13 protein-coding genes are annotated in these 13,881 nt (G+C 51.8%); 11 read left to right on the top strand and 2 right to left on the bottom strand.

From position 1 onward, the window contains the following. The 7 genes from purC to AC2FNV_RS21755 all read left to right on the top strand — a co-directional run. Positions 1 to 675 (top strand): phosphoribosylaminoimidazolesuccinocarboxamide synthase (purC, locus tag AC2FNV_RS21785; RefSeq protein WP_496774499.1); only part of this gene is annotated, 675 nt, incomplete at its 5' end. A gap of 147 nt (positions 676 to 822) precedes the next feature. Continuing rightward, a complete protein-coding gene (locus AC2FNV_RS21780) occupies positions 823 to 1,494 on the top strand; it encodes a MarC family protein (protein WP_496774497.1) in 672 nt (223 codons plus the stop codon). A gap of 108 nt (positions 1,495 to 1,602) precedes the next feature. After that, positions 1,603 to 1,833, top strand: coding sequence for a phosphoribosylformylglycinamidine synthase subunit PurS (purS, locus tag AC2FNV_RS21775; protein WP_170480400.1), 231 nt, complete (start codon positions 1,603 to 1,605; stop codon positions 1,831 to 1,833). 27 nt (positions 1,834 to 1,860) lie between these two features. Further along, complete coding sequence (purQ, locus tag AC2FNV_RS21770; RefSeq protein WP_170480402.1) at positions 1,861 to 2,529, top strand: phosphoribosylformylglycinamidine synthase subunit PurQ; 669 nt, start codon at positions 1,861 to 1,863, stop codon at positions 2,527 to 2,529. A 36-nt stretch (positions 2,530 to 2,565) separates the two neighbouring features. Beyond that, positions 2,566 to 4,344 carry a sensor histidine kinase gene (locus tag AC2FNV_RS21765; protein WP_170480404.1) on the top strand — a complete coding sequence of 593 codons (1,779 nt, stop codon included), beginning with the start codon at positions 2,566 to 2,568 and terminating at the stop codon, positions 4,342 to 4,344. Positions 4,345 to 4,356: 12 nt separating this feature from the next. Next, positions 4,357 to 5,691 carry a sigma-54-dependent transcriptional regulator gene (locus AC2FNV_RS21760; protein WP_170480674.1) on the top strand — a complete coding sequence of 445 codons (1,335 nt, stop codon included), beginning with the start codon at positions 4,357 to 4,359 and terminating at the stop codon, positions 5,689 to 5,691. A 505-nt stretch (positions 5,692 to 6,196) separates the two neighbouring features. Further along, positions 6,197 to 8,986, top strand: a complete 2,790-nt coding sequence (locus AC2FNV_RS21755) for an Rne/Rng family ribonuclease (RefSeq protein WP_170610823.1) — start codon at positions 6,197 to 6,199, stop codon at positions 8,984 to 8,986. Positions 8,987 to 9,035: 49 nt separating this feature from the next. Here the strand turns inward: AC2FNV_RS21755 and AC2FNV_RS21750 are convergent, their stop codons facing one another. Further along, positions 9,036 to 9,269, bottom strand: a complete 234-nt coding sequence (locus AC2FNV_RS21750) for a sulfurtransferase TusA family protein (RefSeq protein ID WP_170480406.1) — start codon at positions 9,267 to 9,269, stop codon at positions 9,036 to 9,038. A 105-nt stretch (positions 9,270 to 9,374) separates the two neighbouring features. Here AC2FNV_RS21750 and AC2FNV_RS21745 point away from each other — a divergent pair, with 105 nt between their 5' ends. The 4 genes from AC2FNV_RS21745 to AC2FNV_RS21730 all read left to right on the top strand — a co-directional run bounded on the left by AC2FNV_RS21745 (position 9,375) and on the right by AC2FNV_RS21730 (position 13,719). Further along, positions 9,375 to 10,127 (top strand): cytochrome c biogenesis CcdA family protein, encoded by a 753-nt coding sequence (locus AC2FNV_RS21745; RefSeq protein ID WP_170606825.1) that lies wholly within the window; start codon positions 9,375 to 9,377, stop codon positions 10,125 to 10,127. A gap of 77 nt (positions 10,128 to 10,204) precedes the next feature. Then, positions 10,205 to 11,419 (top strand): hypothetical protein, encoded by a 1,215-nt coding sequence (locus tag AC2FNV_RS21740; protein WP_170606827.1) that lies wholly within the window; start codon positions 10,205 to 10,207, stop codon positions 11,417 to 11,419. Then, positions 11,416 to 12,765, top strand: coding sequence for a cytochrome P450 (locus AC2FNV_RS21735; RefSeq protein ID WP_170480410.1), 1,350 nt, complete (start codon positions 11,416 to 11,418; stop codon positions 12,763 to 12,765). Before AC2FNV_RS21740 ends, AC2FNV_RS21735 begins: the two co-directional genes overlap by 4 nt. 72 nt (positions 12,766 to 12,837) lie before the next feature. Next, positions 12,838 to 13,719, top strand: a complete 882-nt coding sequence (locus tag AC2FNV_RS21730) for a fructose bisphosphate aldolase (RefSeq protein ID WP_170606828.1) — start codon at positions 12,838 to 12,840, stop codon at positions 13,717 to 13,719. A 5-nt stretch (positions 13,720 to 13,724) separates the two neighbouring features. Here the strand turns inward: AC2FNV_RS21730 and AC2FNV_RS21725 are convergent. Continuing rightward, on the bottom strand, positions 13,725 to 13,881 hold a 157-nt coding region (locus AC2FNV_RS21725), incomplete at its 5' end, for a DNA-3-methyladenine glycosylase I (RefSeq protein WP_496774500.1).

The following is a 13,881-nucleotide window of genomic DNA, read 5'->3' as shown; positions in this document are numbered from 1 at the left end:
TTCAAAGATGACGCCACCGCATTCAACGCGGAAAAAAAGGATGTAATCGACGGCAAAGGTGTTTTGAATAACCGCCTGAGTGAATTCTTCATGACAGGCCTGACACAAATCGGCGTTCCCAACCACTTTATCCGCCGTTTGAATATGCGTGAGCAGCTGGTGCGGAATTGCGAAATTGTTCCGCTTGAAGTGATCGTGCGCAATTATGCCGCCGGGACAATGTCAAAACGCCTTGGGATAGCTGAAGGCACCCAATTGCCGCGTCCAATAGTCGAATATTGCTACAAAGACGACTCTCTGGGCGACCCACTTGTCACCGAAGAACACATCGCTGCTTTTGGCTGGGCCAGTCAGCAGGACATGGACGACATTCTAAGCATCGCGTTAAGGGTCAACGACTTTCTGAGTGGAGTAATGCTGGCTGTTGGCATCCGTCTGGTCGATTTCAAAATAGAAATCGGGCGAATTTTCGACGGTGATTATCAACGTCTGATTGTCGCAGATGAGATCAGTCCCGACAGCTGCCGTCTTTGGGATATCGAAACCGGGCAGAAGTTGGACAAAGACGTGTTTCGCCGAGATCTGGGCAACCTTACAGATGCCTATTCCGAAGTTGCTCGCCGTCTGGGCGTTCTGCCAAAAAGTAATGTCTCTAAGCCGACTCTGATCAACTGATTGTCATTGCAACATTTTCTAGCAAGGCGTCATGGAAATAACGTGACGCCTTTTTAGTTCAAGATGCGCGTTTGACAGCTTCGACAAGAATACAGCATGCTCTGTGCCGAACGATCTTTTTGGTTTACTGTCAAGGCGATATTCAACATGCTCGATTTGTTTGACCAAGCCGTGTTTCTCAAGTTTTTGGCGGCGATCCTCGCTATTTTCAATCCGCTTTATAATATTCCGATTTTCTTGAGCATGACGAAAAACTGCAAGAAGGAAGAGCGTCGGCGGGTCGCTTTGATTGTGTCTGTTTCGGTAACGGTCATTGCCTTGATTGCAGTTGTGATCGGTGAGGAAGTATTGGCCGTTTTCGGCATAGACGTCCCATCGTTCCGAATTGCAGGCGGGATCATAATTTTTGGAATTGGAATGTCGATGTTAAGGGCCGATGACCGCTCTCCGGGCGATCAGGCGGCTGCAGCGGAAGGGCACGAAAGAAAGCTAAACTTTGCGGTCGTTCCCTTGGCAATTCCGCTTACTATTGGTCCCGGCACAATCGCGGTGACGATCGTTTTTTCTCACCAACTATCGCATGGCTCCGAAGTGGTGACGCTGGGTTCCGCGGTGTTAATCGCGTGTGCAATTGTTGCATTGGGGTTGCTGTTTGCCGACCAAATTTCTCGCCTCGTCGGAGAAACAATGATCAACGTTTTGACGCGCATCATGGCAATCTTATTGGTCGCGGTCGCCGTTGAGATGGTTTTAACAGGTACATTCAATGCAATCGACGTGCATTACCCCGGATTAACAACGCAATCGGGCAACAATTGATAGACAAAAAGTGCCGCCGCACCAAGGGTTGTCCAACAAGGCCAAGCAGGATATTCCCCACCCATCGGAACACGCCAGTTCCATGATCTTCAGGTGGAGTTTACGAAAATGAAGGCACGGGTGCATGTGATGCTCAAAGACGGGGTACTAGACCCGCAGGGCGAGGCGGTTCGGCACGCATTGGGCGCCATGGGCTTTGATAAGGTTGAGGGCGTGCGCCAGGGAAAGGTAATCGATCTTGAATTGGCGGAAGGTGCGACCGAAGCTGATATAACAGATATGTGCGAAAAACTGTTGGCAAACACAGTTATCGAACGTTTTGAAATAGAAATGGTTTAAGTCTTTCCAGAAAACAGAGGGTTAGCCATGCGCGCAGCAGTTATCGTGTTTCCAGGCTCAAACTGTGACAGGGACCTTGCCGTTGCCTTTGAAAGGGCTGGCTTTTCGGTCGACATGGTTTGGCACAAGGACGCCACCCTTCCGGATGGTGTGGATATTGTCGGCGTTCCCGGAGGATTCTCTTACGGTGACTATCTTCGATGCGGAGCGATTGCTGCGCAGTCGCCGATCTGCAAGGCGCTGGTCCAACATACTGAGCGAGGCGGATATGCCATCGGAATATGCAACGGTTTTCAGGTCCTGACTGAAACCGGGATTCTGCCCGGTGCTTTGTTGCGCAATGCTGGTCTTAAATACATCTGCCGAACTGTTGGTCTGCGCGTTCAAACCAGCGACAGTGCATTCACCGAAGGATACAACGCCGGTGATGTGATCGATATTCCGATTGCTCATCATGACGGCAATTATTTTGCAGATGATGAAACTTTGGCGACGTTGAAAGATCAAGATCGGGTTGCATTTACATATGATCAAAACCCCAACGGTTCGCGCGACGACATCGCTGGTATCCTTTCTGGCAACCGCCGTGTGTTGGGCATGATGCCGCACCCCGAGCGTGCGGCGGATTCAGGCCATGGCGGTACGGATGGAGCGGCGCTCTTCCGCGCACTGTCCGGTGTTTTCGCACCGGCATGACTTGAGATCAATGTCACTGGCGCGTAGCGTCGAAAAATGAGTTCAGACGTTCAACCAGAGAGCCCCGGTTTTCTGAGCCGTTTTGGAGGCGGCCCACTAGGCTGGCGCCTGCGAATTGCCGTTCTGGTTCTTCTTCTCGCAACCGTTGTCACTGTTTGGGTTACCAACAGCTTACTTACCAGCAGGTTTACTGAGTCTACGCGCAATCGGGCCGAGCTTCGGCTGGCACTTTATTCTGGCAACTTGCTTAGCGAGCTGCGCCGCAACGCCATCGTCCCACAATTGCTTGCGCGCGACCCGACCCTGATCGGCGCCTTGCAGTCGAGCGACTATACCTTATCGAGCCAGCGACTGATTTCCTTCGTCGAAGAAATTGGAGCCGCTTCGCTGGTATTGTTGGATGGCGATGGATTGACCGTGGCAGCAACAGACCGAAATCGATTGGGCGAAGGTCACCGCAACACAGCATATTTTGTCGATGCAATCCGCGCGAATGCAACCCTGTTTTCAATTATTCCGCGCGAATCTGGTGGTTACAAGTTCGTGTATTCACGGCGCATCGAGGCGAATTCTGAAGTTCTTGGCGTGATAGTTGTCGAAGTCGACTTACAGAAATTCGAACGAGCTTGGGCGGGTATCTCAGATGCGGTTATGGTGACCGATAGTACTGGCACTATTATTTTGTCGACGGAACCTCAATGGCGTGGATTGGACGAGGGGTCGGCAATGCTTCGGCAACCCCCACAAGGGGCGATCCAAAGGGCCATTCGGGCAACGACAGATTGGACCGCCCTTCCGCCCGACGCTTACCTGCAGGGTGAAGCGGTGATGCGGATGGAAACGCGTATTCCGTTCAGAGGTTGGCAGATGACTTCGTTCACCACCTACTCCTCGATCCGGGAGAAGGTGAACAGCGTTCTGGCCTTGGAAATCATGGGTTTTGCGATTCTCTTGGCCCTTGCGTTCTACGCGCTCAGCCGGCGGGCAACGTCCCGCATGACTTTGTTCCAGCGAGAGTCGGCGGAGCTTCGCGCATTGAACACCAGGTTGCAGCGGGAAATCGCTGAGCGTGAACGGGTTGAAAAGACGCTGGAAGTTGCCGAGCAAACCCTTGCGCAAAGTTCGAAACTGGCCGCATTGGGTGAGATGTCGGCAGCCGTAAGTCACGAATTGAATCAACCTTTGGCTGCGATGAAAACCTATCTTGCAGGTGCGCGCCTTTTACTGCGTCGTGATCGATCAGAGGAAGCATTGGCCAGTTTCGGCAGGATCGATGGATTGATTGAGCGGATGGGCGCAATAACCCGGCAGCTAAAATCTTATGCTCGAAAGGGCGCGGACGCGTTTTCCCCTGTAGATCTTGGCGAAGCGCTGGCTTCGTCTCTATCAATGATGGAGCCGCAGCTGAGGCAACGTCATGTCAAGATTACGCAAATTTTGCCTGAGGAACCTGTGGTCGTGATGGGCGATCGAATGCGGATTGAGCAGGTCATGGTCAACCTCTTGCGAAATGCTCTGGACGCCACCAAATCAATAGATGAACCGGACGTTGAAATCATCCTTGCGGCGGGTGAGACTGCGGTACTGACCGTCCGAGACAATGGGCATGGCATCGAGGATATCGAAAACCTGTTCGAACCGTTTTACACTACTAAACGGCCCGGGGACGGAGTTGGACTAGGCCTTGCTATCTCGTCCGGGATCGTCAACGACCACGGTGGGCGGCTGACCGCACGCAACGGACAAAATGGCGGCGCAGTTTTCGAAATGCAGCTGCCGATACTTGGAAGCGACGGCCTGGAGGCCGCTGAATAACGAGGAATGACTATGGCACAAGCCATGAAGATCGCCATCGTGGACGACGAACAGGACATGCGCCAGTCGATCAGCCAATGGTTGGCGTTGTCAGGTTACGACACCGAGACGTTTGCAAGCGCCGAAGATGCTCTAAAGGTGCTCGGGCCAGAGTATCCAGGGATCGTGATATCAGATATCAAGATGCCCGGTATGGACGGCATCCAGCTGTTGAAGAAACTCATGGGCGCGGACAGCACCTTGCCTGTGATTATGATCACCGGACACGGTGACGTGCCGATGGCTGTTGAGGCCATGCGCGTAGGTGCATTCGATTTCCTCGAAAAGCCTTTCAATCCGGACCGCATGTCGGAATTGGCCAAACGCGCCAGTAATGCAAGAAGATTGACGTTGGACAACCGGGCGCTGCGGCGAGAGTTGTCTGGCGGAACTCAGATTATGAACAAGTTGATCGGCGCCAGCCCGGTTATGGAACGTCTGCGAGAGGATATTCTGGATTTGGGTCAGGCGGATGGTCACGTTTTGATCGATGGGGAAACCGGAACAGGCAAAACACTGGTTGCTCACGCCCTGCACGCCGTCGGTAGCCGTGCGGGCAAGAAATTTGTTTTGGTCTCCTGCGCTGCTTTGGAAGAAGATGCGCTTTCAAAGCGCTTGTTTGGACCGATGATGCCCGAAGACTCGCAACTGCCAGCGATTGAGGAGGCACGTGGCGGAACGCTAGTACTCGAGGATGTCGAGGCGCTAAGCGATACCCTGCAAGCGCGACTGTTGAGCGTGATGAATCAGCAGGGCACTCCGGCAGAGACGAGGATAGTGGCAATCTCGAATTTGCAGGAAGCTGGTAAAACCAGCGAGGATGTTCTGCGGCCCGATTTGTTTTATCGATTGGCTGCACTTCGTATAACAATGCCACCTTTGCGGCAGCGAGGTGAAGATATCCTGACTTTGTTCACCCGCTTAAGCGAGCAATTCGCTGAGGAATACGGCTGCGACACTCCGCAGGTCAGCGCCCAAGAAGCTGCTCAGCTATTACAGGCACCATGGCCGGGGAATGTGCGCCAGTTGATCAACATAGCCGAGCGTGCGGTTCTGCAATCGCGTCGTGGGTCTGGTACGATTGCTTCGCTTTTAATGTCCGACCATGAGGAAATGCAGCCGGTTATGACAACTGAAGGCAAGCCGCTTAAGGAATATGTCGAGGCATTCGAAAGGATGCTGATCGACAACACCATGCGTCGCCACAAAGGTTCGATCGCTTCAGTTATGGACGAACTCTGTCTACCGCGCCGGACCTTGAACGAGAAAATGGCGAAGTATGGGCTGCAGCGGTCAGACTATTTGTAAGCGCCAATTGTGGCCCCAAACTTCCTGAGCAACCAATTTAATTCACGTTTGCGAACTTTTTACCTAATTGAAGTGCACCCGCGTTAAGTTCGTAGGATGCAATTCAGTTTGCCCATTGTCTTTTCCGCAGGACTGCTTTTATTGTGTTCGAACGGGCCGGGCATTTTTCCGCTCTTAAGCCCCGGATATTTGAGTTTCGCTGCTTTGCCGCAAGTGAAGAAAAACTTTGGCAGCAAAGCAGACCGATTGTGCCCTGACTGGGCAGTAGAGCACCTGAGCCCGAATGACGGGCGAAAGGAATAAATGGGCAGGCAGCGATAAATCGCGCCTGTCGGAGAAGAACCGCGATGACGCGCGCGCAACGATCGAGTATACGGGCAGGGGGCCATGGCGCCAGACCCTGCCGCGCGCCGTCTGATATCGCCCTGACAAGACACCTCCCCAAATGCGCCCTTCCAACCGGACGGGCCAGGACAATGCGTTTGGCGCGGTGCACCAAGGACAAATGGCCAAGAAAATGCTTATCGATGCCACCCACGCGGAGGAAACCCGCGTCGTGGTGGTCGACGGGAACAAAGTTGAGGAGTTCGACTTTGAGTCCGAAAACAAACGCCAGCTTGCTGGCAACATCTATCTTGCAAAAGTAACGCGGGTTGAGCCGTCTCTACAGGCGGCTTTTGTGGACTACGGTGGCAACCGCCATGGTTTTCTGGCGTTTTCGGAAATTCACCCGGATTATTATCAAATACCGGTCGCTGACCGCGAAGCTTTGATGGAAGAGGAGCGTGCCTATGCCGAAGCAATGAAGGCACGCGATGAAGACGAAGAATCCAAACCGAAAAAACGCCGATCTAGATCGCGCAGCAAAGCTGCGGATGTTAAGTCTGATGATCCCGTTGAGACAATGGACGTGTCCTCTGAACCAACGGGGATGGAGACAATAGATCTGGACGAAGTAGACGAAGGCGACGTTTCAGAGGTCCCCGAAGGGACGTCTCCGATGGAATTGGTTGGAGAAACCCCTGTCGAGGAACCCGAAGAATCCGCAGAAGAAGAAACTTCGGATGACACTGTCGCAGATGACGCAAACGGTGATGGATCAAGCGTAGAAGCCCAGTCGGAAACTGCTTCAGAGGAAAAGCATGAGACTGTTACGCAAGAGCCCCCACAGGCAGCGGACGATGAAGACGACGGTCAGGTTGAACCTTCCAACGATACCGAATCCGATGGCTCTGAGACTGAACGGGAAGAGCCCGACAGCGACAACTCGGTTGAAGAAAGTGAAGAGGCTTCAACTGATGCCTCGGACAAAGACGACCAGATTGAGTCAGTTGCCGAGGAAGATGACAGTGAAGACATTCGACCACCCCGCAAGCCGCGTCCTCGTCGCTACAAGATCCAAGAAGTCATCAAGGTTCGCCAAGTCCTGCTGGTGCAGGTCGTTAAAGAAGAACGCGGCAACAAAGGTGCCGCCCTTACTACTTATCTTTCGCTTGCAGGCCGGTATTGCGTTCTTATGCCGAATACAGCGCGGGGCGGGGGAATTAGCCGCAAGATAACAAACGCAGCAGATCGGAAAAAATTAAAAGACATAGCGGCGGAAATTGATGTTCCCGACGGTGCCGGATTGATCGTTCGGACAGCCGGCGCAAAGCGCACCAAATCCGAGATAAAGCGCGATTACGAATACCTGCAGCGTTTGTGGGAACAGATTCGCGAGCTTACTTTGCAGTCGATTGCTCCTGCAAAAATTTACGAAGAAGGCGATTTGGTCAAACGCTCGATCCGTGATTTGTACAATCGCGATATCGACGAAGTTCTTGTGGAGGGCGAAGGCGGGTATCGTATCGCCAAGGACTTCATGAAAATGATTATGCCGTCCCACGCTAAGAACGTGAAGCGTTATGAAGACGCGCTGCCGTTATTCGCGCGATATCAGGTCGAAAGCTATTTGGCGGGGATGTTCAACCCGACAGTTCAGTTGAAGTCTGGTGGCTATATCGTAATCGGCGTAACGGAAGCATTGGTCGCAATCGATGTAAACTCGGGCAGAGCCACAAAAGAAGGCTCGATCGAAGACACCGCGCTTAAGACCAATCTTGAAGCCGCCGAAGAGGTGGCGCGGCAATTGCGATTGCGGGACTTGGCCGGACTGATCGTCATTGACTTCATCGATATGGATGAGCGCAAGAACAATTCAGCGGTCGAAAAGCGCTTGAAGGAAAAGCTGAAAACTGATCGAGCGCGAATTCAAGTTGGTCGGATATCAGGATTTGGCTTGCTGGAAATGAGCCGTCAGCGCTTGCGGCCTGGAATGATCGAGGCAACAACGCAACCATGCCCGTCTTGCCACGGAACCGGTTTGATCCGTTCAGATGACAATATGGCACTGTCGATACTTAGGCAGATTGAAGAGGAAGGCACGCGTCGTCGCTCTCGCGAGGTTTTGGTTCGGTGCCCAGTAAGTATCGCCAATTTCCTGATGAACCAAAAGAGAGAACATATTGCCCAAATCGAGTCCCGGTACGGGTTGTCAGTTCGGGTTGAGGGCGACGTTCATCTCGTTAGCCCTGACTTTTCAATGGAGAAATTCAAGACAGCCAGCCGGATCGTGCCCGAAGCGACCGCGCCTGTAGTTTCGGTGGACGCCTCACTTATGGATCTGGTGGATTCGACCGAAGAACCCGAAGTTGAAGACGAAAACACCGAGCAAACAGAAGAAGAAGCCAAGCCCAAGCGCAAACGCCGTCGTCGTCGTCGCAAGAAGAGCGGAGTCAATTCGGATGCGACCGAATCCGATGTCGCGGAAGGCGAACCTGTTGAAGTTGCCGGTACTGACGAACTGGTGTCTGCAGAAGAAGAAGGTGCTAATCCCGAACCCGCAGAGGATGAAGAAAAGTCAGCAAAACCCAAGAAACGCCGCGCGCCGCGTCGACGGAAGAAAGACGCAGATGTGCAACCTGCTGAGGAAGTAGAGACACTTAAGAATGCTCAGGATGAAACGGCTGAGAAACCCACCGCCATCGAAGCTGAAGCAGAGCAACAGGAGATCGAGGTCCAGAATACCGAAGGTGACAAAAAGGTATCTGAAGTAGTTGCAGAGCCATCTGGCGTAAACGACGCAGTTACTGCGTCTGAAGTGTCAGAAAATATTGCTGCAACTGAGGAGGCAGACCCCGAACCACCGGAAAAGCTTGGAGAAGCGTCTGAACCGGTACTCGAGACTGTTGCCGAAGAACCCAAGCCAGCTCGGGCCAAACCCAAACGCCGAGGTTGGTGGTCACTAGGGCAATGAAAAAAGCGGACCTATTGGTCCGCTTTTTTTAAGTAGATCAAAGGCGTAATCAGGACGATTTTTGGATTAAATAAACCTGATGGTCATTTGCGTCTTCGCGAGAAAGCAGTTTGTGGCCCGCCTCGGCGCAAAAATGCGGGACGTCTACAATAGCAGCAGGATCGTCCGCCAAAACGCGCAGCAACGCTCCGGCCGGCATGGACTTTAGCCGCTTTCTTGCCTTTAAGACGGGCAGGGGACACAAAAGCCCGAGCGCGTCCAGTGTTTCATCGGTATCTTCCATTGTTCTGGAAATATGTGTTGTGCGCGACGCTGTCCAGCGCGCAACCACGAGGATGTGACCGAATAGACCCGTGACGCGAAGCATCGGATAACATATGTCCGACTCATGTTCGGAATAGATATCATTGATGCGGGATTATTACCCGCCATGTTCGTCGCGATGATTGGGGGACTAATCAGCTTTCTGTCGCCATGCGTACTGCCAATTGTCCCACCCTATCTTGCATATATGAGCGGCGTGACGATAAACGAAATGCAGGATGAATCCCACGCAAGGCGCAAAGCCACCTTGTCGGCTTTGTTTTTTGTGCTGGGTTTGTCGACAGTCTTTTTGTTGTTGGGGTTTACCGCTTCGGCTTTCGGGGCGTTTGTGCTGCAAAATCAAGAACATTTCGCAAAGATGTCGGGCGCCATTGTAATCGTGTTCGGCCTGCATTTTTTGAATATTATCCGCATACCTCTACTGGACCGAGAGGCTCGCGTAGAAACCAAGGACTCTGGGGGATCGGTTTTCGGGGCTTACGTCTTGGGGCTGGCTTTTGCATTTGGTTGGACCCCATGCATTGGACCGCAGCTAGGAGCAATCTTGTCATTGGCGGCCTCCGAAGCTTCCGTTGCAAGAGGGACTTTTTTGTTGGGGGTTTATGCAGCGGGTCTTGGAATTCCATTTTTGTTGGCGGCAATGTTTCTGAACAGGTCAATGAAGTTTATGAATCAGATAAAGCCCTATTTGGGGACTATTGAAAAGGTCATGGGAGCCCTGCTGTTATTCGTAGGGATAATGTTGATTACCGGTCTGTTTACACAGTTTAGTTGGTGGTTGGTCGAAACCTTCCCCGGTTTGGCAGCACTAGGTTAACCCTTTAGCAAATTGGCGATGATGTTGTCGTTGCAGGCCTTACCTTAAAGGCAATGCTACGCTAACTTGTCGACCAAATGAGCAGTAAGAACAGACCTCCGCAAATATTCAAACGCCGGGTATTTTACATTCCGGGATACGATCCGTTTCCGCCACGTCGATACCGTGAATTGTACCGTAAAGAGGGGAAAGAACAGGCGGAAATCTCGGGTTACTCGATCAGCGTCTCGGCCGATTCAGTAAGCGGTTCTAACAATTGGCATGTCACGTCTGTGCAAGAAGGCGTTGAAGTTCAGACCGAATTTGAGGTCCTGCCCTGGTCGGATATCGTCCAACGCAGCATGTCAGGGTCGATCCTGGTAACATATATCCAAATGGCCAGAACCGTTTGGACATATGTGTCGACAGGCGTTTTTTGGCGCTTGATGCGGCTTCGTAAAGGACCAGTTCTGGCGGCGCTTTACCCAGTTGTAATGTTAATTTTGCAATTGTTGATAGCCATTTTGATTGCGTTGTCGATCTACGCATTGATTGATACGTACATGGGCGAACTGGCAATTCTGCCCGCTGCTTTAGGGGCCTATTGTTCCTTATTTTGGTTCCGGCGCATCGATAATCGTTTGTTCGCCTATTACTTGTTGCATGATTACGCATATTCTTCTCGCTTGCGCGGTGTGGTTTCACCGGAGTTGAACGACCGGCTACAACTTTTTAGCAAACGAATAAATGAGGCCCTCAGTACCGAACTGAATGAGGTTTTGATCGTTGGCCACAGCTCAGGGGCACATTTGGGTGTAATGGCGTTAGCTGACGTCCTGCGAAAGCACGATGGTTTCCGGAACAGCCCGTCCTTATCACTTTTAACTTTGGGGCAGGTTATTCCGATGCTAGCTTTTTTGCCCAAAGCGCATCGGTTACGAAAGGACCTTCGCGATCTTTCCATCGGTTCAAATTTGACTTGGGTGGATGTGTCCGCGCCTGGTGATGGTTGTACCTTTGCCTTATGTGACCCTGTGGCAGTCAGTGGAGTCGCGAGGCAAGAGCAAAAGTGGCCGCTTGTCCTTTCTGCAGCATTTACGCAAACACTTTCTGCTGAGAGGTTGAAAACACTGCGCTGGCGGTTTTTTCGATTACACTTTCAGTATTTGTGTGCCTTCGATCGACCCGGCGATTACGACTATTTCAGAATAACGGCAGGGCCACTAACACTCAGAAAACGGTTCGAGGGACGCGCTCCGTCACAGTCTCGTATCACACGAACTGCTTCAAAATATACTTCGGTAAGAGCATGAAGCCGCCGAAACCAAAATCCCGAGAGGGAAGGGTCACGCTGTGGCGGTACGCAAAACTTTTCAAACAAGATCTATTGTCCGCTCAGCCAGAGCGGCTTTATCGGGCTTGGATGGCAGAGTTTCGCACACCTTTTTTTCGATCTTTTTTGATCAATCAACCAGAACTGATTGACTTAGTCTTGAAAGAACGCCCTGAGGATTTTCCCAAGTCCAAACGTGTCGGTGAAGGCTTGCGTCCACTTTTGGGTAACTCTGTTTTCCTGACCAATGGAGAAACCTGGAAACGGCAACGTCGCGTGATCGATCCTGCTTTCGAGGGTGGCCGCCTCAAAGACACTTTTCCAGCTATGTTGGCTGCGGCCCAAGCCTGCGTCGATAGACTTCAAACGCATATAAATTCAGACCTCGAATTTGAGGAGTTCACGAGTCACGTTGCGGCCGATGTCATATTCCGAACATTGTTTTCTGTGCCCATCGATAACAAAGTTGCGGCGCAAGTTTTTAAGAAATTCAAGGCATACCAACGAGAACAACCATTGATGAACCTGGCCGCTTTCTTTCCTTTGCCGCATTGGATTCCTAGGTTTTTTTCCCGGGAAACGCGCAAAACAGCGCGCGACATCAGGGAACTGATTCGAATGATGACCGAGGAGCGGGCCAAGTTGATCATTGCAGGTAACGCACCCGACGATCTTGCAACAAAGATAATGACGACGCCCGACCCTGAAACAGGGCTTTGCTTGGAAGAAGATGAAATGGTCGATCAGGTGGCGATCTTTTTTCTCGCTGGCCACGAAACCAGCGCTTCAGCACTCGCGTGGACATTATATTTGGTGGCGCTCAATCCAGAATGGCAAGATCGCCTTGCAGAGGAGGCGCAACATCTGGACGCACCAGACTTCGCCTCGGTTTCCCGCCTACAAATCTGTCGTGATGTTTTTCGTGAGGCATTACGGCTCTATCCGCCTGTTCCAATGATGGTCCGGGAAACAAGCTGCCCTGAGCAATTTCGCGGCCGGAACATAGCTCGAGGGTCTCAGATCATACTCAGCCCTTGGCACCTGCACCGGCACGAACGCTTATGGGAACGCCCTGATGAGTTTGATCCCTCAAGATGGCAAACGGAAAACGGCAGATCCTGTCAGAGGGATGCTTATATCCCTTTTTCCACCGGACCCCGTGTTTGTATCGGTTCTGGCTTTGCTATGATCGAAGGCCCACTGATTCTATCGATGCTGCTGCGGCAGTTCCGTTTCGAAACAATCCCTGTAAAAACCCCTGTACCGGTCGCACATCTTACCGTTCGCTCTAAGGATGGAATTTGGTTAAGGGTACGTGGGCGCTAACAATCTACCATCGGTTTGCAGGTTGCTGTATGCGAAAGGTGAATTCGGAATCATTTTGAACGGGAAAGAGTTATGTCCAAGGCAGAACAACGCGCGCAAATGACCAACGGTGCGGGATTTATCGCCGCATTGGACCAAAGTGGTGGCTCGACCCCAAAGGCGCTGGCACTGTATGGAGTGCCTGAAACTGATTACAGCTCGGACGAAGAAATGTTCGGCGAAATTCAAGAAATGCGCGCCCGGATCATTCTTGCAGACGATTTCACCAAGGACAAAGTGATCGGCGCCATTCTATTCGAGCGCACGCTAGGTGAAGAAATCGACGGCCACAAAGTAGCTGACTATCTCTGGTCTGTAAAAGGCATCGTTCCTTTCTTGAAAATAGACAAGGGCTTGGAAGAAACAGCAAACGGCGTTCAACTGATGAAGCCAATCCCTGGGCTGGCGGATACTTTGTCCAAAGCACAAGGTGTATTCGGTACCAAAGAGCGATCAGTCATACACGAAGCAAACGCAGATGGCATAGCGGCGATTGTCGCCCAGCAATTCGACGTAGCCCGAGAGGTCACAGACGCGGGCATGGTTCCAATAGTCGAGCCAGAGGTTAACATCCATTCTGAAACCAAGGCCGAAGCCGAGAATATTCTTAAGGAAGAAATTCTTAAGAATTTGGATCAACTGACCGAAGGGCAGGAGATCATGCTGAAACTGACGCTTCCCAACCAAGCGAATCTTTATGACGAAGTAGCAGATCACCCTCGGGTATTACGTGTAGTGGCCTTGTCCGGTGGATATTCGACCGAGCAAGCCTGTGACCTGCTAAACCAAAATAACAAGATGATTGCGTCGTTCTCTCGCGCCCTTACGGAAGGGCTGGCAAAGCAGCAATCGGATGCTGAATTTAACGCTGCTCTGGGCAGCAACGTAAACAAAATCCATCAAGCTTCTGTTTAGAAGAATTATTCCGGCTTTATTAACGAGCGGCGCAACAGCGTCGCTTTTTCCCGCATGATGCAGCCTTCGACGTGATCGTTGACAAGACCCATTGCCTGCATAAACGCATAAACGGTTGTGGGTCCGACGAACTTCCAACCTCGCTTCTTTAGCTCTTTCGAT

This window comes from Ruegeria sp. BHSA163 (assembly GCF_059613365.1).
The sequence above is the reverse complement of the archived record's forward strand: the minus strand, read 5'-3'. Positions and strand labels throughout refer to the sequence as shown.

What these genes read in the sequence shown, in the direction of transcription:
- AC2FNV_RS21780 (WP_496774497.1), top strand. Translation starts at nt 823, where the DNA reads ATGCTCGATTTGTTTGACCAAGCCGTGTTTCTCAAGTTTTTGGCGGCG.
- purS (WP_170480400.1), top strand. Translation starts at nt 1,603, where the DNA reads ATGAAGGCACGGGTGCATGTGATGCTCAAAGACGGGGTACTAGACCCG.
- purQ (WP_170480402.1), top strand. Translation starts at nt 1,861, where the DNA reads ATGCGCGCAGCAGTTATCGTGTTTCCAGGCTCAAACTGTGACAGGGAC.
- AC2FNV_RS21765 (WP_170480404.1), top strand. Translation starts at nt 2,566, where the DNA reads ATGAGTTCAGACGTTCAACCAGAGAGCCCCGGTTTTCTGAGCCGTTTT.
- AC2FNV_RS21760 (WP_170480674.1), top strand. Translation starts at nt 4,357, where the DNA reads ATGGCACAAGCCATGAAGATCGCCATCGTGGACGACGAACAGGACATG.
- AC2FNV_RS21755 (WP_170610823.1), top strand. Translation starts at nt 6,197, where the DNA reads ATGGCCAAGAAAATGCTTATCGATGCCACCCACGCGGAGGAAACCCGC.
- AC2FNV_RS21750 (WP_170480406.1), bottom strand. Translation starts at nt 9,269, where the DNA reads ATGGAAGATACCGATGAAACACTGGACGCGCTCGGGCTTTTGTGTCCC.
- AC2FNV_RS21745 (WP_170606825.1), top strand. Translation starts at nt 9,375, where the DNA reads ATGTTCGGAATAGATATCATTGATGCGGGATTATTACCCGCCATGTTC.
- AC2FNV_RS21740 (WP_170606827.1), top strand. Translation starts at nt 10,205, where the DNA reads ATGAGCAGTAAGAACAGACCTCCGCAAATATTCAAACGCCGGGTATTT.
- AC2FNV_RS21735 (WP_170480410.1), top strand. Translation starts at nt 11,416, where the DNA reads ATGAAGCCGCCGAAACCAAAATCCCGAGAGGGAAGGGTCACGCTGTGG.
- AC2FNV_RS21730 (WP_170606828.1), top strand. Translation starts at nt 12,838, where the DNA reads ATGTCCAAGGCAGAACAACGCGCGCAAATGACCAACGGTGCGGGATTT.